General features: G+C 70.4%; 18 protein-coding genes. 5 read left to right on the top strand and 13 right to left on the bottom strand.

All coding sequences use genetic code 11. The features are described 5' to 3' along the window. Nucleotides 1-11: 11 nt before the first annotated feature. Entirely contained in the window at nucleotides 12-2,000 is a 1,989-nt protein-coding gene (locus ACFXMF_RS03865; RefSeq protein ID WP_379988111.1) for a ricin-type beta-trefoil lectin domain protein, read from the bottom strand. Between the two features lie 226 nt (nucleotides 2,001-2,226). On the opposite strand from ACFXMF_RS03865, the gene ACFXMF_RS03860 reads away from it, so the two are divergent. After that, entirely contained in the window at nucleotides 2,227-3,159 is a 933-nt protein-coding gene (locus ACFXMF_RS03860; protein ID WP_360314693.1) for a hydrogen peroxide-inducible genes activator, read from the top strand. A 67-nt stretch (nucleotides 3,160-3,226) separates the two neighbouring features. Here the strand turns inward: ACFXMF_RS03860 and ACFXMF_RS03855 are convergent, their stop codons facing one another. From ACFXMF_RS03855 to ACFXMF_RS03835, 5 genes are all read right to left on the bottom strand, one after another. After that, entirely contained in the window at nucleotides 3,227-3,913 is a 687-nt protein-coding gene (locus ACFXMF_RS03855) for a DUF402 domain-containing protein (protein WP_360314529.1), read from the bottom strand. A 123-nt stretch (nucleotides 3,914-4,036) separates the two neighbouring features. Next, nucleotides 4,037-5,452, bottom strand: a complete 1,416-nt coding sequence (locus ACFXMF_RS03850) for a class II fumarate hydratase (RefSeq protein ID WP_360314527.1) — start codon at nucleotides 5,450-5,452, stop codon at nucleotides 4,037-4,039. A 104-nt stretch (nucleotides 5,453-5,556) separates the two neighbouring features. After that, nucleotides 5,557-6,204, bottom strand: a complete 648-nt coding sequence (locus tag ACFXMF_RS03845; protein ID WP_360314525.1) for an LUD domain-containing protein — start codon at nucleotides 6,202-6,204, stop codon at nucleotides 5,557-5,559. After that, nucleotides 6,201-7,697 (bottom strand): lactate utilization protein B, encoded by a 1,497-nt coding sequence (locus ACFXMF_RS03840; protein ID WP_360314523.1) that lies wholly within the window; start codon nucleotides 7,695-7,697, stop codon nucleotides 6,201-6,203. Before ACFXMF_RS03840 ends, ACFXMF_RS03845 begins: the two co-directional genes overlap by 4 nt. Continuing rightward, nucleotides 7,694-8,506: a (Fe-S)-binding protein gene (locus tag ACFXMF_RS03835; RefSeq protein WP_360314521.1), complete on the bottom strand. Its 813-nt coding sequence runs from the start codon at nucleotides 8,504-8,506 to the stop codon at nucleotides 7,694-7,696. Before ACFXMF_RS03835 ends, ACFXMF_RS03840 begins: the two co-directional genes overlap by 4 nt. A 164-nt stretch (nucleotides 8,507-8,670) precedes the next feature. On the opposite strand from ACFXMF_RS03835, the gene ACFXMF_RS03830 reads away from it, so the two are divergent. The 3 genes from ACFXMF_RS03830 (at nucleotide 8,671) to ACFXMF_RS03820 (ending at nucleotide 14,187) form a co-directional block, all read left to right on the top strand. Further along, nucleotides 8,671-11,448 (top strand): alpha/beta fold hydrolase, encoded by a 2,778-nt coding sequence (locus ACFXMF_RS03830; RefSeq protein WP_360314519.1) that lies wholly within the window; start codon nucleotides 8,671-8,673, stop codon nucleotides 11,446-11,448. Beyond that, complete coding sequence (locus tag ACFXMF_RS03825; RefSeq protein ID WP_379988112.1) at nucleotides 11,448-12,344, top strand: ABC transporter permease; 897 nt, start codon at nucleotides 11,448-11,450, stop codon at nucleotides 12,342-12,344. Before ACFXMF_RS03830 ends, ACFXMF_RS03825 begins: the two co-directional genes overlap by 1 nt. Before the next feature lie 409 nt (nucleotides 12,345-12,753). Next, nucleotides 12,754-14,187, top strand: a complete 1,434-nt coding sequence (locus ACFXMF_RS03820) for an alpha/beta fold hydrolase (protein ID WP_379988113.1) — start codon at nucleotides 12,754-12,756, stop codon at nucleotides 14,185-14,187. 340 nt (nucleotides 14,188-14,527) lie between these two features. Here the strand turns inward: ACFXMF_RS03820 and ACFXMF_RS03815 are convergent, their stop codons facing one another. Continuing rightward, the gene (locus ACFXMF_RS03815; protein ID WP_379988114.1) at nucleotides 14,528-15,328 is read right to left on the bottom strand and encodes a hypothetical protein; all 801 of its coding nucleotides are present in this window, start codon (nucleotides 15,326-15,328) and stop codon (nucleotides 14,528-14,530) included. Nucleotides 15,329-15,409: 81 nt separating this feature from the next. On the opposite strand from ACFXMF_RS03815, the gene ACFXMF_RS03810 reads away from it, so the two are divergent. Continuing rightward, nucleotides 15,410-16,312, top strand: coding sequence for an alpha/beta fold hydrolase (locus ACFXMF_RS03810; protein ID WP_379988115.1), 903 nt, complete (start codon nucleotides 15,410-15,412; stop codon nucleotides 16,310-16,312). Between the two features lie 1,744 nt (nucleotides 16,313-18,056). Here the strand turns inward: ACFXMF_RS03810 and ACFXMF_RS03805 are convergent. The 6 genes from ACFXMF_RS03805 to ACFXMF_RS03780 all read right to left on the bottom strand — a co-directional run bounded on the left by ACFXMF_RS03805 (nucleotide 18,057) and on the right by ACFXMF_RS03780 (nucleotide 24,021). After that, nucleotides 18,057-19,225 (bottom strand): IS3 family transposase gene (locus tag ACFXMF_RS03805; RefSeq protein ID WP_379988116.1). Its coding sequence is split into 2 segments (ribosomal slippage): nucleotides 18,057-18,976 and nucleotides 18,976-19,225, totalling 1,170 coding nucleotides; the frame shifts between segments, so codons are not numbered across the junction. A 384-nt stretch (nucleotides 19,226-19,609) separates the two neighbouring features. Then, entirely contained in the window at nucleotides 19,610-19,963 is a 354-nt protein-coding gene (locus ACFXMF_RS03800; RefSeq protein WP_360311920.1) for a VOC family protein, read from the bottom strand. Between the two features lie 254 nt (nucleotides 19,964-20,217). Further along, on the bottom strand, nucleotides 20,218-20,901 hold the full coding sequence (locus tag ACFXMF_RS03795) for a hypothetical protein (protein ID WP_360311918.1): 684 nt from the start codon (nucleotides 20,899-20,901) through the stop codon (nucleotides 20,218-20,220). 323 nt (nucleotides 20,902-21,224) lie between these two features. Further along, complete coding sequence (locus ACFXMF_RS03790; protein ID WP_360311916.1) at nucleotides 21,225-22,184, bottom strand: helix-turn-helix domain-containing protein; 960 nt, start codon at nucleotides 22,182-22,184, stop codon at nucleotides 21,225-21,227. Between the two features lie 361 nt (nucleotides 22,185-22,545). Beyond that, nucleotides 22,546-23,022 (bottom strand): hypothetical protein, encoded by a 477-nt coding sequence (locus ACFXMF_RS03785; protein WP_379988117.1) that lies wholly within the window; start codon nucleotides 23,020-23,022, stop codon nucleotides 22,546-22,548. Between the two features lie 129 nt (nucleotides 23,023-23,151). Continuing rightward, nucleotides 23,152-24,021, bottom strand: coding sequence for a hypothetical protein (locus ACFXMF_RS03780; RefSeq protein WP_379988123.1), 870 nt, complete (start codon nucleotides 24,019-24,021; stop codon nucleotides 23,152-23,154). Nucleotides 24,022-24,146: the final 125 nt, after the last annotated feature.

Below are 24,146 nucleotides of genomic sequence, written 5' to 3'. Positions count from 1 at the left end.
CGACGCCCGGATCAGTAGGCGTCGTACGGGATCACCGAGTACGGCAGCGGCACCGAGGTGCCCGCCGTCCACTGCTGCGCCGCCGAGCCTCCGGCAGGCTGCTGGGTGATCGCGCCGTTGCCCGCGCTCGGCGCGGTCGCGACCAGCCCGGAGACCCGGCTGATCAGTCGGCCGTCCGCGCCCACGTCGAAGCGCAGGTTGTTCAGGTAGGCGCCGTGCGCGTCGTCACAGCGCCAGATGCCCATCCCGGCACCCGCCGCCGCGGCCCCGCGGTTGTCGAGGCAGTACGCCGGGTCCTTGAGGCTGTGCAGTTGACCCGTGCCGGGGTTGCGCCACCACTTCTGGTTGGTGTTGCCCGTGCAGTCCCAGGCCAGCACACCGCGCCCGGAGCTCATCTCGCCGCCGTCCACGTCCAGGCACTTGGCGGTACCCCCGGCCTTCAACTCGGCGAAGCGCACCGACTGCCCGGGCTCCTTCACCCAGCGCTGCGCCGCCGAACCGTCGCATCCGGCCAGCACCAGCTTGGCGCCCACCGTCGCGTCCGCAGCCGCCGGTGCCACGCACAGGGATTGGGTATCGGCCGGTCGCAGCGTGCCCGCGACCTCGACGAAGCGCTGGTTGCCGCCGCCGTTGCAGTTCCACAACACCAGCGCGGTACCCGAACTGCGCCCGCCGCCCAACGGATCCACACACCGGTCCTGACTCAGCTCGGTGTGCAGCGACTGGTTCGCCGCGTCGTACCAAAAGCCCTGATTGCGCCCGCCGTGACACGCCCACAGGCCCACCGGGGTGTAGTTGCGCGAGGAGAAGCCGTACGCGTCGGCACACAACCCGACGCCCTCGTTGCGCAGTTGCCGGAAGTCGGCACTGAGCACACCCTGGTACAGAGTGGCCGCCCCGGTGCTTGCCGAGTCCGCGCAACTCGCCTGATTCCAGCCCGAGTTGTAGAGCCGGGTCAGACAGGACGCGAAGGCCAGATGACCCCGGGCGTTGGGGTGGAAGCTCTGTCGGGTGGTGTTCGGGTCGAAGATGTCCGGCCCGGCGAACCACAACCCACGCGCCCACGTGTTGTCGGTACAGACCTCGTGCCCGTGGAACAGCCGGGAGTTGTCCAGGTAGGTCGCGCCGGTGTTCGCCGCGGCCTGGCGCTCGGCCCGCTCGAAGATCGGCACCGCCTCGTTGCGCCCCCACGCCGCGTCGCGCAGGTAGCCCAGACAACCGCCGCCGTACCAACCGGGGAAGTCCGGGTTGTCCTCGACGTCCGGGGCGATCGGCGACGGGTAGCCCATCACCACGAGCTTGTAGTCGCCGGCGAGGTAACCCGCGTCCGCCATCGTGGTCTTCAGGTCGCGGACGGTCTGCTCGACCTTGGGCCGCATCGCGTCGGCGCGTGCCTGCCAGCCGGATTGGTAGGTGCCGTAGCACTCGCCCTGGAACAACACCCGCCTGGTCACGCAGTCGGTCATGGTCGGACCGAACTGGATGTCGTCGTTGGCGCCCGCCACCAGCAGGATCAGTTGCACCCTGGTGTTGCGCGCCTTGATCGCCAGGTTGTCCGACTGCACCAATTCGTCGGCGTACTGCTTGGCGCCGCCGATTCGGATGTTCACGGTGGACGCCCCGGAGCACGCGACGTTGTAGGTCACGTCGGCCGGGATCCCGGTGCGGTGGATGGCCGCGTCGGGCGACCGGTGACACCAGTTGTCCGGGCCGTCCGTGCCGGGTTCGTACACGCCGACGCCCTCGCCGGCGATCTCGCTGTCACCGAGCGAGATCAGCGAGGTCTTGCGCTCGGCCAACGGTTTGATCCCGGTGCTCCCGTACAGCGCTTGGGCCTCGTGCTGCCGGATCGTCTCCAGCCCGGGAGGCAGCGCGGTGGCCGCGGGACCCGCCGAGGTCGTGCCGGCCGCCTGGCCCGGCAGACCGCCGGTGAGGCCGATCAGGGTGGCCATCAGCGCCACCGGTAGCACCTTGTTGCGCACTCGCTCGAATGTGGACATGCACCCTCGCCTTCGTGGCATGGAAGGAACACGCACGAGCCGCCCAAAGGGGACTTGGGCACTGTGAAGCGAAAGAAAGCTACCCGCGGGTAGACGGGAAATGAAGGCATCTGCGTGACAACCCTGCCCGCGCCCGCGGGCCGCCGGCGCGCGTCCGGGCCGATCGAAGCGGTTGCCCTATCGTGGAAGACGGCGGGATCCACCGTCCGCACGTATTCGACAGGTGATTCCCATCAGCACTCGCACCCCGACGTTGTCGCAGCTCAGGGCCTTTTCCGCAGTCGCCGACTATCTGCATTTCCGGGATGCCGCGGCAGCGGTGGGCACCAGCCAGCCCGCGCTCTCGGGAGCGATCGCCGCGCTGGAGGAGGCGCTGGGCACCCAGCTCGTCGAGCGCACCACCCGCCGGGTCCTGCTCACCCCGGCCGGCGAGCGGGTCGCGCGGCACACCCGCCGGGTGTTGGACGCGCTGGCCGATCTGGTCGACGAGGCGGAATCCGCCCGCCGCCCGTTCACCGGCCCACTGCACCTGGGCGTGATCCCGACCGTGGCCCCGTACGTGCTGCCGGCACTGTTGCGGCTGATCCGCGAGGAGTATCCGGAGCTGCGGCTGTACGTGCACGAGGAGCAGACCGGCTCGCTGCTGGACGGGCTCACCGGCGGTCGACTCGATCTGCTGCTGCTCGCGCTGCCGTCCGGCATCTCCGGCGTCGAGGAAATCCCGCTCTACGAGGAGGACTTCACCCTGGTCGTGCCCGAGGGGCACGAGTTGGCGGGCCGGTCCGACGTGCCCCGCGCGGCGCTGCGCGGCCTGGACGTGCTGCTCCTGGACGAGGGCCACTGCCTGCGCGACCAGGCCCTGGACGTATGCCGCGAGGTGGGCGCGGGCGAGGCGGGCGCGACCCGCGCGGCGAGCCTGCCCACCCTGGTGCAACTGGTCGCGGGCGGTCTGGGCGTGACCCTGCTGCCGCAGACCGCGATCGACGTGGAGACCCGACCGGGCTCACAACTGGCGGTGTCCCGGTTCGTCGCGCCCGCCCCGTACCGGCGCATCGGCCTGGTGATGCGATCCAGCACGGGACGGGGCGAGGAGTTCGCGAACCTGGCGGCGGCACTGCGCCGCGCCGTCGACGCGCTGCCGGTCCGGGTGGTGGAGTAGCTCCGCCCGGGAAGGGCCGACGGCCGACGGCCCCGGCCGATCCGCCGCGATCGGCCGGAACCGCTCGCTAGGCGATGCGGACGTTGTCCGCCCAGTCGTCCGGGAGCTGGGGCAGTGGCCAGGCCGGGTCCGGGCGCCAGTTCTCCCACCCCTGGTCGAACGGCGCGCCCCAGGCCCGGATCGCCTCGACGGCGGCCCGCCCCTCGGCCTCGATCGCCTCGACCTGCTCGTCGGTGAGCCGACCCGCCTCCCGGGACGCGGCCAGTTCGTCCTGGTCCTTGTACTCCCAGCGCCGGTCCGGGGTGACCCACACGTCGAGCACGTGGTCCTCGGTGTCCACCCCGCCGGACCACCGGGTGCGCGGGCGTTCGAGGTTGACGTACCAGCCGGAGAAGCGCCAGTCGGCCTGCCAGAACAACCAGACCGACCACGGTTCGCCCGGTCGGGCCAGCATCAGCACCCCGGTCCCGGTCCACTCGACGATCGAGGGGATGCGGCCGAGTCGGAATCTGCGTTCGATCGGCGCGGTACGGATATCCGATCCGTCCGGCAACATCGGCTTGACCCGGGAGGTGCCCCCGGCCAGCCAGACGGCGAGTTGGTCGGGGTCGTCGCGAACGACGGTCACCGGACGGCAGTCCAGGACCTGATCGCCGCGTAGATAGCGCCACAACACCTGGTCGCCGGGAGACCAGGCGCCGGGCGCGGAGCGGGGATCCTCGAAGTGCTCGTGCATACGCAGAATGTTGGACATGACCTTGGTTTACCCAGGGCCCGTGACACCTGACCGTGAGTCATGTTACGGGTGGGTCATCATGCGAAGAACATCACGGGTGTGCGGGTACGCACGGTTGCCGCGCGTGCGACGCGCGTGGGGTCACGGACGGGTCATCCCGAGCACGTCCAGCGCCGTGTCGAGCTCGGCCTCGGTCAGCCGGCCCGCCGAAACGTGGCCGCGCTCGATCACCACCTGCCGGATCGTCTTGCGCTCGGCCAGCGACTGCTTGGCGATCCTCGCCGCCTCCTCGTAGCCCAGGAAGCGGTTCAGCGGGGTGACCACCGACGGTGAGGATTCGGCGTACTCCCGCATGCGTTCCACGTCCGCCTCGATGCCCGCGACCGTGCGATCGGCCAGCACCCGCGTCACGTTGTCGAGCAGGCGGATCGATTCGAGCAGGTTGCGGGCCATCACCGGAAGCATCACGTTGAGCTCGAAGTTGCCCGCCGCGCCGCCGAAGGCCACCGCCGCGTCGTTGCCGATCACCTGCGCGACCACCTGGCCGACCGCCTCCGGGAGCACCGGATTGACCTTGCCCGGCATGATCGAGCTGCCCGGTTGCAGATCCGGCAGCCGGATCTCGGCCAGCCCGGTGCGCGGCCCCGAACCCATCCAGCGCAGGTCGTTGACGATCTTGTTCAGCCCGACCGCGATGGTGCGCAACTGCCCGGACAACTCGACCAGTGCGTCCCGCGCGCCCTGTGCCTCGAAGTGGTCGCGCGCCTCGACGAAGGCCAATCCGGTGGAGGCCGCGATCTCCGCGATCACCCGCGCCGAGAAGCCCGGCGGGGTGTTGATGCCGGTGCCCACCGCGGTGCCGCCCAACGGCAGTTCGACCACCCGCGGCAGGCTCGCGTGCAACCGCTCGACGCCGTACCGCACCTGCGCCGCGTAGCCGCCGAACTCCTGACCCAGCGTCACCGGCGTGGCGTCCATCAGGTGGGTGCGCCCGGACTTGACCACGTCGGCGAACTCGGTCGCCTTCGATTCCAGGGTGGACGCGAGGTGGTCGAGCGAGGGGATCAGTCCGTGGGTGACCGCGAGCGCCGCCGCGATGTGGATCGAGGACGGGAACACGTCGTTGGACGACTGGGACGCGTTGACGTGGTCGTTGGGATGCACGTCCCGACCCAGGCGCTCGCCGGCCAGGGTGGCGAGCACCTCGTTGATGTTCATGTTCGAGGAGGTGCCCGAACCGGTCTGGAACACGTCCACCGGGAACTGGTCGGCCCACCGACCGGTCACCACCTCGGCCGCGGCCTGTTCGATCGCCTCCGCGATGTCTCGCTCCAGCACGCCCAGTTCGGCGTTCACCCGGGCCGCCGCGCCCTTGATCCGGGCCAGTGCCTCGACGTGCGCGGGCTCCAGGCGCTGTCCGGAGATCGGGAAGTTCTGCACGGCGCGCTGGGTCTGCGCCCGCCACTTGGCGGCGGCGGGCACCAGTACCTCGCCCATCGAGTCGTGCTCGACGCGAAACTCGCCGGTCGAATCTGCGGACGGTGCTGCCTCGGACATCGCTGTCGCCTCCTGGATGAGCGTTCCAAGGCCACAACGGCCCGCCGGCCCGGCCTGTTCCTTATCGAAGCGCGGGGCGGGCGCGGGCCGGGCCCGGGGCGTCCCTACCCGATCAGCACGACATGCAACGTGCGCGGCCCGTGTACGCCCTCCACCCGCTCCAGTTCGATGTCGCTGGTCGCCGACGGGCCGGAGATCCAGGTCTGCGGGCGGCGCGGATCCAGCCGGGCGATCGCCTCCGGCACGGTGCCCACGATCTGGGCGGCGCGCACCACACACAGGTGGTAGTCGGGCACCAGGGTGAGCGCGCGACGCCCCTGGTCCGGGCCGGTGTCCAGGACGATCGTGCCGGTCTCGGCGATGGCCAGCGCACATCCGGTGGCCACGGCGTCGATCTCGCCGAGCGTGTCGTTGTCCAACGGGGGCGAGTCCACCACCAGTTCGACGCCGAGCCGGGCCAGCCAGGCGAGCCGGTTCCCGGGCGGCACCGCCAGCCGGGTGGCACCGGCGGTGCGCAGCAGTTCGCTCGTGCCCAGCAGCAGATCCCGGGTGTCCTGCACACGCAGCACGGTGGCCTCGTAGTCGGCGACCCGTTCGGCGAACCGCCCGACCACGTCCAGGCCCGCCGGGCGCTCGCGCCGATACGTCCGACGCACCGGCGGCGGCTTGGGCCGGTCGTCCAGGGCCGTGCGCAGCCGGTCCAGGATCACCGTACGGGCCTCGCGGTCCGCCTCGTATCGCTCCACCGTCATTCCTCCAGACCGCCGTCGGTGCGCTTGTACCAGGAGCGGAACGACTCGGCCGGCGGCGCGGGCGCGTCCCGGTCGGCGAACCACGCGCCCACCGGCCCGGTGAACCGCTTCGGCAGCGGGACCCGGCCGATCACGCCGTGCCGGGCGAACCGCGCGCCGACCCCGGCCACGTGCTGGGCGAAGCCGATCCGCCACGGCTTCTCGAAGGTCCACCGCACGGCCGCCATGCCCACTTCCTCGGCCCGATCGTGCGGTCCGCGGCCGCCGTCCACAACCTGTGTACGAAGGTGTACGAGCACCTCGGGGATGTCGATCCGCACCGGGCACGCGTCGAAGCACGCGCCGCACAGCGAGGAGGCGAACGGCAACGACGCGGTCTGCGCGTCCACCCGGTGTGCCGCGATGCCGCGCAACTGCGGGGTGAGGATCGCGCCGATCGGCCCGGGATACACCGACCCGTACGCATGCCCCCCGGTGCGCTCGTACACCGGGCACACGTTCAGGCACGCCGAACACCGGATGCAGCGCAGCGCCTGCCGGCCCACCGGGTCGGCCAGCACGTCGGAGCGGCCGTTGTCGAGCAGGATCAGGTGGAAGTCCTGCGGGCCGTCGCCGGGGGTGACGCCGGTCCACATCGAGGTGTAGGGGTTCATCCGCTCGCCGGTCGAGCTGCGCGGCAGCAGTTGCAGGAACACCTCCAGATCGCCCCAGGTGGGCAGCAGCTTCTCCACCCCGAGCACGGTGATCAGCGTCTCGGGCAGGGTCAGGCACATCCGCCCGTTGCCCTCCGACTCGACCACGCACACCGTGCCGGTGTCGGCGATCGCGAAGTTGCCGCCGGAGACCGCGACCTTGGCGCGCAGGAACTTCTCCCGCAGATGCCGGCGCGCGGCGGTGGCCAGCGCACCCGGCGCATCGGTCAGGTGCTCGGGCGCCGGTCGACCGACCCCGCCCATCTCACGGACGAAGATCTCCCGGATCTCGGCCCGGTTGCGGTGGATCGCGGGCACCAGGATGTGCGACGGCAGGTCCTGTCCGAGCTGGACGATCAACTGCGCCAGGTCGGTCTCCCACGCGTGGATGCCCGCCGCGGCCAGCGCGTTGTTCAGCTCGATCTCCTCGGTGACCATCGACTTGACCTTGACCACCTCGTCCACGCCCTTGGCCCGGGCGATCGCGACCACGATCGCGTTCGCCTCGGCCGCGTCCCGGGCCCAGTGCACGACGCCGCCGGCCGCGCGGACCGCCACCTCCAGGCGTTCGAGGTGGCCGGGCAGTCGGGCCAGCACGTCGTCCTTGATCGCCTCGCCCGCGCGGCGCAGCAGTTCCCAGTCGGGCAGCTCGGCGACCACCTCGTCGCGCCTGGCCCGGATGGTGTGCGTGGCCGCGCGCAGGTTGGCCCGCTGGACCTCGTTCGCCAACTCCGCGTGCGCGGCCTCGGGGAACGGCGGCATGCCGACGAATGTGGGTTCCCCGCGTACGGATGCGGTCATCGCGCTACCTCCGGTCCCGGGGCCTGCCCGGCGGCGAACCCGGCCCGGTCCGGGGCCGGCGCGTATGGAGGCACGTCCGGCAGCGCCTCGGTGCAGGCCAGGATGTCCGCGAGGTGCAGCACTCGGATGCCCGCGTGGTGTCGCGACATCAGTCCGCCGATGTGGGTCAGGCACGAGTTGTCGCCCGCGCACAACACCTGGGCGCCCGATTCCAGCGCGGCGCTCACCTTGTCGTCGCCCATCGCCACCGAGGTGTCCACGTTCTTGACCGCGAACGTGCCGCCGAATCCGCAACATTCGTCCGCGCGCGGCAGGTCCACCAGGGTGAGGCCGCGAACCGCGCGCAGCAGTCGGGTCGGCCGATCGCCCACCCGCAGCAGGCGCAACGAGTGGCAGGTGGGGTGGTAGGCGACGCTGTGCGGGAAGTAGGCGCCCACGTCGGTGATGCCGAGCACGTCGACCAGGAACTCGCTGAACTCGTACACCTTCGGCGCGACCCGCGCGACGCCGGCCGGCAGCGAGCCACCCGCCTCCCGGGCCACGCTCGCGTGGTACTCGCGCACCATCGCGGTGCACGACCCGGACGGCACGACCACCGCGTCGTAGCCCTCGAAGGCGTCCACGAAGGACCGCACCAGCGGCACCGCGTCCTTGCGGTAGCCGGAGTTGAAGTGCATCTGCCCGCAGCACACCTGGCCGTACGGGAACTCCACCTCGTGTCCGAGGCGCCGCAGCACCCGGACCACGGACTTGCCGGTCTCCGGGAAGAGCGTGTCGTTGAAGCACGTGACGAAAAGGGCAAGGCGCACAATTGACCTCCGCGATCGACTGTACGGATGTCCTCCGGCGGGCGCCCGGCCAAACCTGTCGCACGCGTCCGGTCGTGTGACGCGGGGGCCTCGGCGGATCGGGCGGACCGCTGTGCGGGGCCCTTGTGCCCGGCCTGCGGGGTTGCACCACGTAGGGTCGGCGCATGAGCCTCCGGACGGCACTCGGCCGCCCCTTCGCCGTTGCGCGTTCGCGGTTGACCACGCGTCGATCACGTGTCCTGGCCGGTGTCCTGGCCCTGGTGGTGGTGATCGTCGCGATCGTGGGCGTCGGCGCCCTGGTCCGAGACGACCCGGCGGCGGCCGTGCCCGCGACCGAGCAGCGCATCGACGTCGCCGCCGGGCCGGGCGATCCGGCCCGGATCGGCATCGACACCACGCTGTTCCTGCCGCCGGGAGTGCGCGGGCGGGCGCCCGCCGTACTGCTCGCGCACGGATTCGGGGGCAGCAAGGCCGAGTTGCGCCGGGACGCGGAGGCGTTGGCCCGTTCGGGGTATGTGGTGCTGACCTACTCGGCCCGCGGCTTCGGCGGCTCGGCCGGGCAGATCATGCTGGACCAACCGGATTACGAGGTGGCCGACGCACGGGCGCTGATCGACTGGCTGGCGACTCGACCGGAGGTGCGGCTGGACGGGCCGGGCGACCCGCGGGTGGGCGTCGCCGGTGCCTCCTACGGCGGTGCGCTCGCGCTGTTGACCGCGGCCTACGACCCTCGGGTGGACACGATCGCGCCGCAGATCACCTGGCACGACCTCGCCGACGCGCTGTTGCCGAACGCGGCGGGCGGGGGGCCGGCCGACGGGGTGTTCAAGAAGATGTGGGCCGGGCTGTTCTTCTCGTCCGGGACGAACCCGCTGGGCTCGCTGGCCCCGATAGACGCGAACACCGGTTGCGGACGGTTCGCCGAGCAGGTGTGTGCGGTCTACCGCGAGGTGGCCGTCGGGGGGAGGTCCACGCCGCAGGCGATCGACCTGCTCCGACGGGCCAGTCCGGCCTCGGTGGCGGACCGGATCGCGGTGCCGACGTTGTTGATCCAGGGCCAGAACGACTCGCTGTTCCCGCTCGACCAGGCCGACCGCAACGCCGCGGCGATCGCGCGCAACGGCGCGCCGGTGGAGACGGTGTGGACGGCGGGCGGGCACGACGGCGGCCGGCCGCAGAGCGCGATGGTGCGCGATCGGGTCACCGGGTGGTTCGACCGGTGGCTGAAGCCGGCGCAGGCGACGCCCCGGGCCGGTACGCCGACCGCCGCCGGGGAGTTCCGGGTGACCCGCTCCGGCGGGGTGGACAGCGCCACGCGTGAGCAGCGACTGCGGATCGCCGACACCGGCCACTACCCCGGTCTGGGCGGCACCCGGCAGCGGGCCGTCGCGCTGGCCGGGCCGGAGCAGACCGTGGCCAATCCGCCGGGGGGTGCGCCGACCTCGGTGTCCGGGCTGCCCGGGCTCGGCCTGCTGGCCGGCGCCGGCAGCCTGGGCGCGCTCGCGTCGGGGGCGGGCGACCTGGGCGGGATCGCGTTCGACCTGCCGGGACAAAGCGCGTTCTTCCAGAGCGAGAAGTTCGACCAGAGCACCTGGATCACCGGCTCGACGACGGCCCGGGTGCGGGTCTCCGGTGCGGACGACATCGTGCTGTTCGCCAAGTTGTACGACGTCGCGCCGGGTGGCGGCACGGTGTTGCCGCACCAGCTCGCGGCGCCGATCCGGGTGAGTGGCGCCGCGGCCGGGCGGGATGTGGAGATCCGGTTGCCGGCGATCGACCATCAGGTCGACTCGGGCCACCGGCTGCGGCTCGTGCTCACCGCGACCGACCTGGGCTTCGCGTCGCCGGGCGCGCCCGCGAGCTATCGGGTCGCGCTCGCCGGTCCGTTGACCGTGCCGTCGGTGCCGCAGTTGCACGTGGCCTCGACCGGCTACCCGTGGTGGACGTGGGGCCTGCCGCTGATCGCCGTGCTGGTCGCGCTCGCGCTGCTGCTCACCGGGCGTCGACGTGCGGCGGCCGCGGCACCGGATCCGGCGCTGGCCGAGGTGCCGTTGCAGATCCGGGGACTGACCAAGCGGTACAAGGGCGGCAAGCTCGCCGTCGACGACCTGTCCTTCCGGGTGGAGGCGGGCCAGGTGCTCGGCCTGCTGGGCCCCAACGGCGCGGGCAAGACCACGACGCTGCGGATGTTGATGGGGCTGATCCTCCCGGACGGCGGCGAGATACGGATCTTCGGCCGGGTGGTCGGCCCGGGGGCGCCGGTGTTGTCCCGGCTCGGCTCGTTCGTGGAGGGCCCCGGCTTCCTGCCGCACCTGTCCGGGCGGGAGAACCTGTCGCTGTACTGGCGGGCCACCGGCCGCCCGCACGCGGACGCGCACTTCGACGAGGCGCTGGAGATCGCCGGGTTGGGCGAGGCGCTGGATCGCAACGTACGCACCTACTCGCAGGGCATGCGGCAACGGCTCGCCATCGCCCAGGCGATGCTCGGCCTGCCGGACCTGCTCGTGTTGGACGAACCCACCAACGGGCTCGACCCGCCGCAGATCCGGGCGATGCGCGACGTGCTGATCGGCTACGCGGCCACCGGCCGCACCGTGGTGGTCTCCAGCCACCTGTTGGCCGAGGTCGAACAGACCTGTACGCACGTCGTGGTGATGCACCGGGGCCGGCTGATCGCCTCCGGCCCGGTCGGCGAGATCGTCGGCAACGGCAACACGTTGGTGATCGGCACCCCGGTGCCGGACCTGGCGATCGCGACCCTGAAGGATCTGCCGGGCGTGGGCTCGGTGGAACCCGAGGAGGGCGGCGTACTCGTGCAACTCGCGGGCGCGCAGGCCTCCGTGCTGGTGGCCGAACTCGTCGGCGCGGGTGTCGCGGTGGACCGGGTGACCGCGCGCCGCCGCCTGGAAGACGCGTTCCTGACGCTCATTGGGGAGTCCTGATGACCCGCACGCTCCCCGAACTGCCGACCGACGAGGGCGCGCACCCGATCCCGGGCGCGTCGCACGCACCCGGCTATCGGCCACGCCGCACGTTGCCGATCCGGGTCGAGGCCGTACGCCAATTCCGGCGCCGGCGCACCCTGTTCATGATCGGCCTGCTGCTCGCGCTGCCGTGGATCCTGGTCGCCGCGTTCAAGATCGGCGGCGACCCGTCGCCCGACGCGGTGCCCACGCTGGTGGACGTGGCGACCAAGAGCGCGCTCAACTTCACCGCGTTCACGCTGTTCGTCTCGACCGGCTTCCTGTTGGTCGTCGCGGTGGCGCTGTTCTGCGGCGACACCGTGGCCAGCGAGGCGAGTTGGTCCTCGCTGCGCTACCTGCTCGCCGCGCCGGTGCCCAGGGCGCGGCTGCTGCGGGTCAAGCTCGTGGTCGCGCTCGGCTACAGCGTGCTGGCCCTGGTACTGCTGCCGCTGATGGCGTTGATCGCGGGCGTGATCGCGTTCGGCTGGGGCCCGTTGGACCTGCCGGTGGGGGCGTCGCTGCCGACCGGCGAGGCGCTCGGGCGCATGTCGGTCGTGGTCGTCTACGGCGTGGTGGCGCAACTCGTGGTGATGGGCATCGCGTTCTGGCTCTCCACGGTCACCGACGCGCCACTGGGCGCGGTGGGCGGCGCGGTCGGCCTGGTGGTGGTCTCCAACATCGTGGACGCGGTGACGGCGCTCGGCTCGTGGCGCGACTACCTGCCCACGCATTGGCAGTTCGCGTGGGTGGACGTGCTCCAGACGGACCCGCAATGGGACGGGATGATCAAGGGCAGCGCGGTCTCGGTCGCGTATGCGGTGGTCTTTTTGGCGTTGGCTTTCCGCCACTTCGGGCGGAAGGACATCGTGTCGTGATGGTTGTGGCGTGGCGTTTGTGTCGTGGCGTTGTGGCGTGACGTTGTGGCGTGACGTTTTGTGCCGTGAGTTCGTCCTGCGTTGACCACCGGCAGTGATGGTTATCAATCCGAAACCCCGTCGTCATTAGCATTCAGAGCCGTCCGAACTCATCGAACGCACCTGAATGGAACGTGACTTCGTGAATGTTCGAGTTGGGCCGGCGAGATCGCGTCGCGGCACCGTCCTGGCGGCCTGCATGTCCGTCGCCTTCGGATTGACGGTCGTTCCCGCCGCGGCAGAGGATTCCGGGCTGGCCCCGTTCCTCCGGCAGTCGGTGTCCTGGGCGCGGTGTGTTCCCGGACCGCCCCCGTCCGACATTCCGCAGGAGGAGTGGAACAGGCGTTGGGCCGGGTTGGATTGCACCACGTTGACCGTCCCGCTGAACTATCGCAAACCCGGTGACGGCCGGCTCGACATCGCGGTGAGCCGCCGCAAGGCCGACAGTCCGGCCAAGCGACAGGGCGTGCTGCTGGTGAATCCCGGTGGGCCCGGCGGCGAAGGGCTGGCGTTACCGACCGAACTGGCCGGGGAGGCGATCGCGGGCAGCTTCGACCTGATCGGCTTCGACCCACGAGGGGTGGGCCGGTCCACGCCGCTGCACTGCGAGGCGGTGGAGCAATCCGTCCCGCGACCGACCCGGCCGACGGACGCGCAGTTCCCGGCGATGGCCGCCGCCGCGCTGCAACGCGAACAGGCGTGCCAACGGGCGGGCGGCGGTATGCGGCCGTTCGTCAACACCGCGAATACCGCTCGGGACATGGACTTGATCCGGGCCGCGTTGGGCGAGAAGAAGATCAATTACCTCGGGTTCTCGTACGGTACCTATCTCGGCGCCGTGTACGGCAGCCTGTTCCCCGGCCGGCTCAACCGCAGTGTGCTGGACTCGTCGATGCACCCGGACTGGCTCTACTACGAGCAGTTCAAGCAACAGGCCGTCGCGGCCCGGCAGAACGTCGAAGCCTGGGCCGGCTGGGTGGCCGAGCGGGACAACACGTATCACCTGGGCAACTCGCTCACCCGGGTGATGGCCAATCTCGACGCGATCGGCGAGCAACTGGCGATCAAGCCGGTGCCGTCGCCCGGGTATCCCGAAGACCCCAAGATCGACCGCAATTACTTCGACGCCATGCTGGGCTACGAGACCGTTCCGCGTGCCGTCTGGGCGCTGATGGCCGAACTGGTCATCGAAATCAGGAAGGCGGTCGGCGGAACGTTGTCCGCCGACGCGGCCAAGGCCCTTGCGGTGCTGGCCGAACGGTCCATCCCGCCGACGGTCAACGGCACCTACCAGGCGGTGACGTGCGAGGCCGACTGGCCCACGGACCCGAACGTCTACTACGAGCAGATGCGGATATTCCGCGAGCGGTACCCGTACGGCAGGGGTGCGGCGGCGGCCGAGCCGACCGAATGCACGTTCCGGTCGTTCACACCACAGGAGCGGATCACCGACCTGAAGCGCAAGGGCTATCCGATCGGAGTCGTGGTCCAGGCCGAGTTCGACCCGGCCACCCAATACGACGGCGGCCCGGCGATGGCGGCCAAGCTGGACGACAACCTGATCTCGGTCACCGACGAGGGCACGCACAGCCTGTACGGCCGCAATGGCTGCGTCACGAAGAAGGTCGACGACTACCTGATCAACGGCGTGCTCCCCGGCTCCCGCGCCACGTGTGCCGGTCCGCCGAGGCCGGACGTTCCGGCGGATGGCGCCACAGCTCGCTCGACTCCGCAGCCGGACCGGTCTCTGGAGGAACGCGCCCACGAGCTGATCGAGAACCGCAAGCCGAACCGGCGGTTCTGAACCCCGGGACGACGTGGGCGCCGGCCGGCCCTGTGCTCGGCCGACCCACGCTCGGGTCGGCCGGGCGTCGTGAGGTGGTTCGCTGACGTGGTCCGGCGTGGCCGGCGTCGTGCTGCGGGTGCCGGGCGGGCCGGCGGCGGGTCCGGTGAGGGTCGCGGGGCCCGGATCGCGAATGCGGCGAATCGCCGGGAGGGTTAGCCGCCGCAGGCCGGGGCGAACTACGCTCGATGGCATCCGAGTTGCGTACTCTGGACCGGTCGTGTGCGCCCACCGGACGATGGGCGCCGGCGAGGTCTTCGGCAGGATCGCTCTGCCGCCGTAGGGCCGATGGGTGGTCCGGTCAGGTCGCGGCGTGGATATGCCGCGCTGCCGTGAGATTGGCGATGGTCCGAAGTCTCGCGAAGTAGGAGGCGCAGTATTCCTCGTTGAGCAGGGGAACAACCCCGTTCAGATCGGCAATACGGGCCCAGAGGACGGCGATGCCATCGTCGTCGAGCCCGCCGTTCAGCTCGCGCTGAACGATGCCGGCGACGTCGGCATCCACGAGAACCAGCTCCACGCCGCCGACGTCCACGCCTCGGAAGCCGGCCGGGAAAGGCGCACGCAGGTGTTCGACCCAGAGCCCGGCAAGTCGATCATCGGGATGTACGGCCGCCGCCTCCGCCTCGACTGCGGATGGCAGGCGAAGGAGCACGGCCACCGCATCGAAGACGGCACGCACCATACCGACGGCCCGGAGCGGACCGAGGGCCGCACTCGTCACGGTGCCGTGCGTGAGGTCGTCGCGCAGCACCCGACTGCGGTCGACCTCGGCGGCGAGCTCGACCGCGATGAGCCCTGCGTCCACGGCCCGCCCGATCAGGTCCCGGAGCGGTGCGTCGACGGCCAGACGCTCGGCGAGAACCTGTTCCAGGGCGAACAGGGAGTGCATGACGGCCACCGTGGCGAACTCGTACCGGTAGTAGGAGTGGCGGATGAGTTCACGGGAGGTTTCCAACGCGCTCATGACCTGCATGGACGCTTCCCTGGGCAACACGAGGTCGGCAAGCAGGGCTTGCATGTCCGCGTAATCGAGGACGAGGCCCCGGCCACGAGGGTCCCGCACCGGCAGAGGCAACGGCGCACGCGAGAGGCTGTCCACCGTCCTAATCCTGTCGCCGACGGGCGGTCGATGCCATCGGATTTGACCCTGACGCAGGGTCCACCTCCCAGCATGGTCGGCATGACTACGAAAGACGACGATGCGATCGAGGCTGCGGGGCCGGGCCGGGCGTACGACGACAACGAGGAGCGGGCCGGCCGGCGGTTCACGGTGCACCACGACGGGGTCACGATTCCGGTGTCTCGGGGCGGGCGGGGACGACCGCTGGTCCTGGTCCCGGGGCTGATGTCGACCCAGGCCGACCTACACGCACTGATCGAGCTGCTGCGGCGCGACCACGACGTGGTGACCTTCGACCTCCGGGGCCACGGCCTCTCCTCGGCCGGCGATCGGTACACCTTCGAGGCGTTCCTCGGCGATCTCGTCGCGGTGATGTCGGAGATAGCCGCGTCGGAGCCCGGGCGCGCCGTCCCGCCCATACTCGTGGGCTACTCCCTCGGCGCGGACCTGGCCGTGCACTACGCCGCCGAACATCCGGACGCCGTCGCCGAACTCGTGCTCATCGACGGGGCAAACCCGCTGCCGGAACCGTTCATCACCGAGATCGACCTACCGGAATTCCGCGCAATGGCAGAGGACCCGACAACCCGGCGTGAGATCGAGCAGTCCATCGGCACGCCGCGTCAGGTGCTACCCACCGCCAAGGAAATCTTCGACCTACAGTTGCAAATCGACATGGTCCGCTCCCGAATCCTCGACCGATTCCGCAAGGTCACCTGCCCCATAACCATGATCATGTCGACCTCGATCGCAGGCACCGGCACGGACGGCCGCACCCCCCGTCACAACCACCTCTGGCGCACCGGCATCGCACGCCTACTCCACGAGCCCCCACCCACCCCCACCGTGACCTGGCTCCCCACCAACCACCGACTCGTATTCACCCATGCCCGAGAAATCGCCCAACTCATCCAAGCCAGCCCCACCCCGGCTCCAGCCCCGGCTCCCCGAACAGCTCCCTGACCACCGCAAGCCGGCACCATGGCCGCCTCTCTCGGCCGAGGTGGTCAACCCTGTCGAGGGAGTATGGATACTCGAAGTCGACGCCTGCGGGCGGGTGTTGGTGGGGTTGGGCGCGGGTGGCTTTGTGCTAAACGGTCGGCGTGGACCGGCGGAGATCAGCCCGGTCCCACGGTCACCGGCGGCCGGGAGCCCTGGGCTCCCCGGCGAGACGCGCGCGTTGCCTGCGGGGAAAGGCGCTGGCAACGGCGGAGCGGGAGGGCGGCCGAGTTGGGTTCGCCGGGGAGCCTTTCCGAGTGGGTCGGGCGTTCGCGGCCGGCGGTCGCGTCTTGGTGGGCGGCGGGTGGCTTTGTGCTAAACGGTCGGCGTGGACCGGCGGAGATCGGCCCGGTCCCACGGTCACCGGCGGCCGGGAGCCCTGGACTCCCCGGCGAGACGCGGGCATTGCTCACCGGAAAGGCGCTGGCAACGGCGGAGCGGGAGGGCGGCCGAGTTGGGTTCGCCGGGGGACCTTCCCGAATGGGCCGGGCGTTCACAGCTGGCGGTCGCGACTTGGTGGGCAGCGGGAGGCTCAGTGCTAAACGGTCGGCGTGGACCGGCGGAGATCAGCCCGGTCCCACGGTCACCGGCGGCCGGGAGCCCTGGATTCCCCGGCGAGACACAGGCGTTGCTCGCCGGAAAGGCGCTGGCAACGGCGGAGCGGGAGGGGAGCCCGGTGAGGTTCGCCGGGGAGCCTCCCCGAGAGGGTCGGGCGGTCGCGGCTGGCGGTCGCGTCTTGGTCGGCAGCGGATGGCCTTGTGCTAAACGGTCGGCGTGGACCGGCGGAGATCAGCCCGGTCCCACGGTCACCGGCGGTCAGGAGCCCTGGACTCCCCGGCGAGACCCGGGCGTTGCTCACCGGAAAAGCGCTGGCAACGGCGGAGCGGGAGGGTGCTTTCGTCGGGTCCGCCGAGGAGCCTTCCCGAGTGGGCCGGGCCGTTTTGACGGGCGTTGTGGGGTGGGTGCGCGGGCGGAAAGGCTGCCCGTGGGTTGGGCGGGTCTCGATCCGGATCGCGGGACGCCTTCGGACCCGCTGTTTTGGGGCTGACCTGCGGTTTTGTGCAACCGGCCGGCGAGAGTGCGTGCCGGGGGCCGGGTTGCGCACGCAAGCAGCCGATTTCGCGTGGGTCACGGCTCTCGGTGGGCGTTTCGGGTCGGCGCGGCCGGGTGGAGAACCGTCTGTGAGCCCGGAGGGTCACGCCCCGGATCCCGAGACGGCTGCCCGCACCCGGGGTTCCTCTGACCTGCGGTTTTGTGGGACCGAGCGGCGAGAGTGCGTGCCGGGGGCCGGGTTGCGCACGCAGGCGGCCGATTTCGCGTGGGTCAGGGCTCTCGGTGGGCGTTTCGGGTCGGTGCCGCCGGGCGGAGAGCCGTCCGTGAGCCTTGAAGGGTCACAACCCGGATCCCGAGACGGCTTCCCACCCCCAGAGTGCCACTGACCTGCGGTTTTACGTGACCGCGCAGCGAGAGCGCGTGCCGAGGGCCGGGTTGTGCACCCCGGCGACCGCAACCGCCCACCCACGGCCCGCTCTTCTTCTCCCCTCCCGCCACCACACACCCACCACAACCCGAAACGGCCCGACCCTCTCGGAAAGGCTCCCCGGCGAACCCAACCCGGCCGCCCTCCCGCTCCGCCGTTGCCAGCGCCTTTCCCGCCAAGCAACACTGAGGTGCCCCGCGTTTTCCGGACGCCTGGTTTGCTGTCCTTTTATGCGGCGAGTCCGAGCTCGGGGTGGTCTTGCAGGGCTTCGAGGGGCGTCCGGTATCCCAGGGCGGAGTGGAGTCGTCGGCGATTATAGAAGCCCTCGATGTATCTGACAACTTCGCGGCGGGCTTTCGCGTGGTTCGTGAAGACGTAGCGGTTGAGGCATTCGTTCTTCAGCGCGCCGAAGAAGGACTCGGCCATTGCGTTGTCCCAACATACTCCGGTGCGTCCGACGGATTGCCGCATTTCGAGGTTGTCCAGAGTCTGGGCGAATGCCTCGGAAGTGTAGTTGCTGCCGCGATCGGAGTGAAAGATCGCGTCCTTCTCCATTTTCATGCGCCCGCGGGCCATGTCGAGTGCCGAGGCGACGAGCGAGGTTTTGAAATGGTCCGCCATCGCCCACCCGACGACCGCCTTGCTGTGGCAGTCGATGACGGTGGCGAGATAAAGGAATCCCTCCCACGTCGGAATGTAGGTGACGTCGCCGACGAGTTTGGTTCCCGGCCGGTCCGCGGTGAAATCCCGGCGGACCAGGTCCGGGGTGCGCGGGTGCGCGTCGCCGGACAGCGTCGTGACGGCCCTCCACGGCCGGGGTTGGCAGGGCACCAGCCCCAGCTTGCGCATCAGCGTGCGAACCAGCTCCGGCGAGGCACTCTCGCCGGAGCGCGCGAGGACGGCGTGGACGCGGCGATATCCGTAGGTCTCGTGATTCGCGGCGAAGATCTCCTTTATCGCGGCGGTCAGGCGTCGGCGTCGGCTTCCGACGGTGGATTCCGGGCGGGTGCGCCACTCGTAGAATCCGGATCGGGATACGTCGAGCCATCGGCACATGTCGGCGATGCGAAAGGTTGCCTTCTCCGCGTCGACGAGTTCGTAGCGGGAACTCACCGATGGTTGCGGGCGAAGAAGGCGCTTGCTTTTACCAGGAACGCGTTCTCCTCGCGGAGCTTCCGGTTCTCGCGTTCGAGTTCCCGTTCCCGCGCGGTCACGGGTTCATCGCCTCGCGGCGTCGATCCGGGATCCGTCAAGGACCTGCGGTATTGCGCAACCCAGTTCCCGAGCGTGGTGTCGTTGACACCCAGCTCGCGCGCGACCTGGATGATCGGACGGGGGCCGTCCAGCACCAGGCGAACGGCTTCGTCCTTGAACTGCTGTGTGTATCTCTTGGGCACGTGCTTTCTCTTTCCGGTTTCCTACAACCCTACGCGGGTCACTGTCCGGAAGATCAAGGGCACCTCACACCCACCTCTCGCCGGGGAGCCCAGGGCTCCCGGCCGCCGGTGACCGTGGACCCGGGCCCATCTCCACCAATCCACGCCGACCGTTTAGCACAAAGCCACCCGCGCCCAACCCCACCAACACCCACCCGCAAGCTGCGAAACGCCCCGCCACTCAGCCCCAGCCCCAGCCCCAGCCCCAGCACCCCAACCGAGCCCACGCAGTCGGCGAAGCAAAGTCACCACGCCCACCGCCATGATCCACGGCACGCACGGCGGCGCCATCTCCTCCGATCCAAGAAGCGTGACCAAGGCCGATCGGCGTGCGTGGTCCGCCTGTTACGCCGGCTGCCAGAGTTCGATGCGGTTGCCCTCGGGGTCGGTTACCCAGCCGAAGCGGCCGACGCCTTCCATGTCCTGGATCTCGTCGGCTACGTCGGCGCCCTTGGCGCGGAGCTGCGCAAGCATGGCGTCCAGGTCGCGGACGCGGAAGTTGAGCATGGTCTGTTGGGAACGGGAAGCGAAGTAGTCGGTGTCGGCCTCGAAGGGCGCAAAGACCGTGAGTCCCGCTTCCTGGTGCCATACGCCGTGCTCGTCCGCATCCAGGCCGAGGAAATCCCGGTACCAGGCGCCCAACGCAGCCGGGGTCGAAGCGCGAATGAAGTATCCACCGATTCCGAGCACGCGTTCCATGCCGTGATTTTGCCAGGCGGCAGCCCGGCCGGGACCCGGACACGCAGACTGCCGGAACGGCTCGCCCGGGACTGCGGACCCCGCGCCACGGAAGCCGGGCGCCGCCCGCGCGTTCGCACCCTCCGGCGACTCGGCCCGACACCCGGACACAGGCCGGCTTCCGCCGCCTTCCCCGCCGTCACCCGCCGTGGGTCCGCAACGCCGGTGCTGCGGACCCACAGGGTGTTCCGGCGCGGAGGCCGTCGGGACGGGGCCTAGCGAGTGAGGGTCCGGACCGTGTAGGTGCCGCCGGAAGGGGGGTTTTCGACGGGAGCGTCGCCGCGCACGGTGGGGGGCTTTTGGAGTTGGGCGGCGGTGGTCTTGGGGCCGCCGGGGCTGCCCAGGCGTACCTCGCCGCGCTTGATGGCGTCGGCCGCGTTGGTCTTCGGCGCTGCCGGGGGGCTGCTGGGGGCGGTGGAGAGGTTCAACGCGGGGACCCACTCGTTGTTCGAGCCGACCCAGGCGCCGCGCCAAGCGGAGCCGTCCCATCCGTAGGCGGCCGTGAACGTGGCGTGCCAGAGGTTCCCACCGCAGCGGTAGTGGCTTTCGATCCCGACACGGAAGGCGGAGCCGCCGTTTCGAGCCGGGCCTTCCGTGGCGCAGGTGAACCAGACGTTACCGGGCGCATCGTAGGCAAGTAAGTGCTTCTCGACCGACAATACGCCCGTGGGCCTGTTCACGAGCGTGCAGGTGCCGTTGCTGTTTCGCTTGTAGCCGTACGTATATCCCGAAGAGAACGCGTCGGCGTTGGTTATCGATTCACCGCCGACGCACATGTTGGAGTTCGTGTAGGTCAATGCGAACTGTGAGGCGGCCGTGGCTTGGCCGGTGAATCCGAAAGCCAGGCCGGCTGCGGCGGCCGTGACTCCCGCACAGCGGGCGATCCTGCGACGCTTCATGTGTACTCCTCCGTCATTGCCGGTACGGCTGGGGCGGAAGCGCGCTCGGGCAACACCGGTGGGGGATTGCCTGGACGTACTCGGCACGCCCGGGCAATCCCCCGTCCCTGAGCCGGCTGATCACCGCACGGAATCCTCGGTTGCCGCCCGATTCCCGTGCCCCGCGCCCCCTTTCTCATGGCGCCTGTCCACCCTCTCCCGGCCGGAGCACCTTGGTCATCCGCGTTCGGCGCAGCGTTCGTCCGCATTGCGCGCACACCGCCGGCGGGTTCGACGATCGTGACCGGCCCGCTCGGTTCGCCTGCCGGGCGACCGGGGCGGGGCTATCGGCCCGGGCCTCGCGTATGCGGCCGGACTTCGTGCGGCAGGACCCCGTAGACGCTGCGGAACGCGCGGCTGAAGTCGCCGGGACGCAGCCCCCAGCGGGCGGCGGTCTCGCCGATCGTGCGGTGCCGCAGCGCCGGGTCGGCCAGGTTGGCGTGGCAACGTTCCAGACGGCGCCGCCGGATCGATGCGGCCACCGATTCCGGTTCGTCGCGGAAGAGTTCGTGCAGGCTCCGTACGGAGATGTGGTGGTGCGCGGCAATCGCGGCCGGCCCCAGTTCGGAATCGGCCAGGTGGCGGTCGATGAACGCGTGGACGCGTGCCAGCAGTGCAGCCCTGCGGGTGGCGTGAGGCAGGGCGTCGTGGGTGTCGAGGCCGGAGGCAACGACGGTCGCCGCGAGGTCGACGCCGATGGCCGCCATGCGAGCCAGGTCGCCGGGGGCGCTACCGTGCGCGGCTTCGGGAAGTTGTGCGAGGTAGGAGGCGAGGAGGCGGCCCGGCCCGGCGCGAGTCGAAAGGGGTTCGCCAAGCAGCCTGTCGGCGCTCCTGCCGGCCGGCGGGCGCGACGCGCGCGGTAGGCGGATCAGCGTCAGCCGGGACCGGCGACCGACGTCGACGAAGTCGACGTCCAGCGGATGAGAAGTGGAGAACAGTGTCATCCCGCCTGCCTCCAGGCACGCGGTACGGCGTTCCTGCGTCAACCGGATCGGGCCGCCGCGCACCAGCACCAGGTAATAGCACTCGGGGTCGTACCGGCGGATCTGCACGGCGGAACGGCGGGCCGTCATCGGCGAGAAACCGAAGGCGGCCACCTGGCCGTCCGGCGTCTCCACGGCTTGGGCGTCGCCGCGGAACCGCGCCGTGTAAGCGCTGTCGATGGACACCGCCATGACGTGACGGCCGACCAACTCGGCCCACCAGCCGAACCGTTCCGGTTCCGGAATCGCGTCGGTACTCATCACCGACAGCCCCGTCGGACCAGGCCCCTGTTGTAACGCTCCCCCACCGACGAACATCCCGCGATCATCCCGAACCAACCGCACGCCCGGAAGAGTGTTGTGAACCACACCCACACCCCGACACACACTCGGAACGGGCCGGCCGCGACGACACCGTGACACCGATGCGCCGGAAGCAAACGTGAGGTGTCCTCGCGAAGCCATGCGCCACACGCACCCCCGGGCTGCTCCCGGCCGGACGGCGGGCGCGCGCTCGGAACGCAACACCCGTACGTCGCGACGTAGTCGGCGTCAAAGGCGCGGGTCGGCCCGATCTCCCGGTGCGGGGGACCGGGAGCATCACGATCTCCTTTGCCTTCCGCTACATCGGCTGAACGGACCCGGCAGCACCGCGGCTCCGGCTGGTCGGGACGGGGTTGTCCGGGTCGTCCAGCCATAGCTGTTCGGTGCCGTCCGGGTGGGCGGTGAGGCCGTAGCGGTGGAAGTCGGGGCGGCCCTGGTCGTGCCACCAGCGCCAGGCGGTTTCGAGTTCGGTCCACAGGCGACGTGGGCCGGATTGGGCGACTTCGAAGGTGTCGGCGCCGGGGATGTAGTCGGTGGTCGCCCAGCTCGTGACGTCCGTGTCGAAGAGCCGGAAGCGGTAGGGCTCGTCGCCGCTGGTTCCACCGTCGGTGATGTCCGGGAAGATGTCGGGGACTTGCACGCCGATGGCGAACATCGCGATCCAATCGCCGACATCGTCGGGCGACAGCGTGGTCGAGGAACGTTCTGCGGCGGCGGGCCACGGGTTGGCCAGGTAGCGCGACCGTGGCGGCTCGACTTTGCGTTCCCGGCGCATGCGCATGAACGCCGAGGACGAGACGAAGTGGCCCGCTGCCGAGCCGTTTCGGCTTCGTCACCCGGTACGGGCGCCGTTGGTGCGGAGTGCGGATCTCCGCTTACCCGGTTCCGGGCCTCCCGCGGTCCCTCACTGGACCAGGTCGACGTGCGGGTGGCCTCCGCTCGCCGGGCAGGCGTACAACTGGAGGTGATTGGCGTCCAGCACGGTGATCTCGGGCGGATTGCACCAACTGTCCTCGGACACGCCGGAAACCCTGTCCTCGTACGGGATCCAACTCGTGCTGTCGGGGTGCCATTCGGACGAAGCGATGGTCAGCAGCGGCGTCATTGCCGTACCGCAGGCCACACAGAACCGCGGCATGGGGTCGGTGAGTCCCCAGGGGGCCCAGCCGCCGATCTTCCAACCGGGAGCGTGGGACAGCGCGTTGTCATAGATCTCCTGCGGGTAGGCGTCGTCGACCACGATGCCCGCCGCCCGCCAGTGCGCGGGGTCCGTGATCTGCTGCTTCGACTCCTCGGGGAGTTCCAGGAAATCGGGGTACTCGGTGACCTGCTCCGGCGCGAGCACGCACGGCTCGGGCACGTAGAGGTCCTCGTCCGCGTCGAACGGCTCGGGCGGCGCGGCCAACACGTCGGTGACATCCGCGGCGGTCCGCCAGGACAACTCGATCGGAATGCTCGAGTCCGGCGCGTGCTCCGAAGGGCACCACAGAACCTGCAGCAGGTCGGTCCGCCCGGGCGGCCGCAGCAGGGGTATGTCCCGCGCATACAACTGGGCCACGGGCACCAGGGGGTGGAGGCCGTCATGCTCGATGCGGCAGTACCGCCAGGGTTCCTGTGCGGGCCACAGCAGGGGTCCGCCGATCGAGCTGTCGTGCACCGTGGGGGACCCGGGACGCGGGTGCAACCGGACCGCCGGGCGGGCCAGCGGAGCCAGCGCGGGGAAGACCGCGGCGATGTCGACCGGCCGCGGCGGGGTGGTACGTACGCCAATCATGGCGATGATCTTGTCAACACTCTCCGACAGCGGGCTGCCGACCTGCCCGGCCAGGCTGTTGTCCCGCCACGTGCACAGGAACTCGTACACCGCCTGGTCATCGGGTTCCAAGTGCCGGAACGGCC

The sequence above is a fragment of the Embleya sp. NPDC059213 genome (assembly GCF_042754445.1).
GTDB lineage: Bacteria > Actinomycetota > Actinomycetes > Streptomycetales > Streptomycetaceae > Embleya.
This window is presented reverse-complemented; position numbering and strand designations above follow the sequence as displayed.

Bases quoted from the DNA above. Each gene is read 5' to 3' on its own strand.
- ACFXMF_RS03865 (WP_379988111.1), bottom strand. From the start codon at position 2,000: ATGTCCACATTCGAGCGAGTGCGCAACAAGGTGCTACCGGTGGCGCTG.
- ACFXMF_RS03855 (WP_360314529.1), bottom strand. From the start codon at position 3,913: ATGTCCAACATTCTGCGTATGCACGAGCACTTCGAGGATCCCCGCTCC.
- ACFXMF_RS03850 (WP_360314527.1), bottom strand. From the start codon at position 5,452: ATGTCCGAGGCAGCACCGTCCGCAGATTCGACCGGCGAGTTTCGCGTC.
- ACFXMF_RS03845 (WP_360314525.1), bottom strand. From the start codon at position 6,204: ATGACGGTGGAGCGATACGAGGCGGACCGCGAGGCCCGTACGGTGATC.
- ACFXMF_RS03840 (WP_360314523.1), bottom strand. From the start codon at position 7,697: ATGACCGCATCCGTACGCGGGGAACCCACATTCGTCGGCATGCCGCCG.
- ACFXMF_RS03830 (WP_360314519.1), top strand. From the start codon at position 8,671: ATGAGCCTCCGGACGGCACTCGGCCGCCCCTTCGCCGTTGCGCGTTCG.
- ACFXMF_RS03825 (WP_379988112.1), top strand. From the start codon at position 11,448: ATGACCCGCACGCTCCCCGAACTGCCGACCGACGAGGGCGCGCACCCG.
- ACFXMF_RS03810 (WP_379988115.1), top strand. From the start codon at position 15,410: ATGACTACGAAAGACGACGATGCGATCGAGGCTGCGGGGCCGGGCCGG.
- ACFXMF_RS03800 (WP_360311920.1), bottom strand. From the start codon at position 19,963: ATGGAACGCGTGCTCGGAATCGGTGGATACTTCATTCGCGCTTCGACC.
- ACFXMF_RS03795 (WP_360311918.1), bottom strand. From the start codon at position 20,901: ATGAAGCGTCGCAGGATCGCCCGCTGTGCGGGAGTCACGGCCGCCGCA.
- ACFXMF_RS03790 (WP_360311916.1), bottom strand. From the start codon at position 22,184: ATGAGTACCGACGCGATTCCGGAACCGGAACGGTTCGGCTGGTGGGCC.
- ACFXMF_RS03785 (WP_379988117.1), bottom strand. From the start codon at position 23,022: ATGCGCCGGGAACGCAAAGTCGAGCCGCCACGGTCGCGCTACCTGGCC.
- ACFXMF_RS03780 (WP_379988123.1), bottom strand. From the start codon at position 24,021: ATGATTGGCGTACGTACCACCCCGCCGCGGCCGGTCGACATCGCCGCG.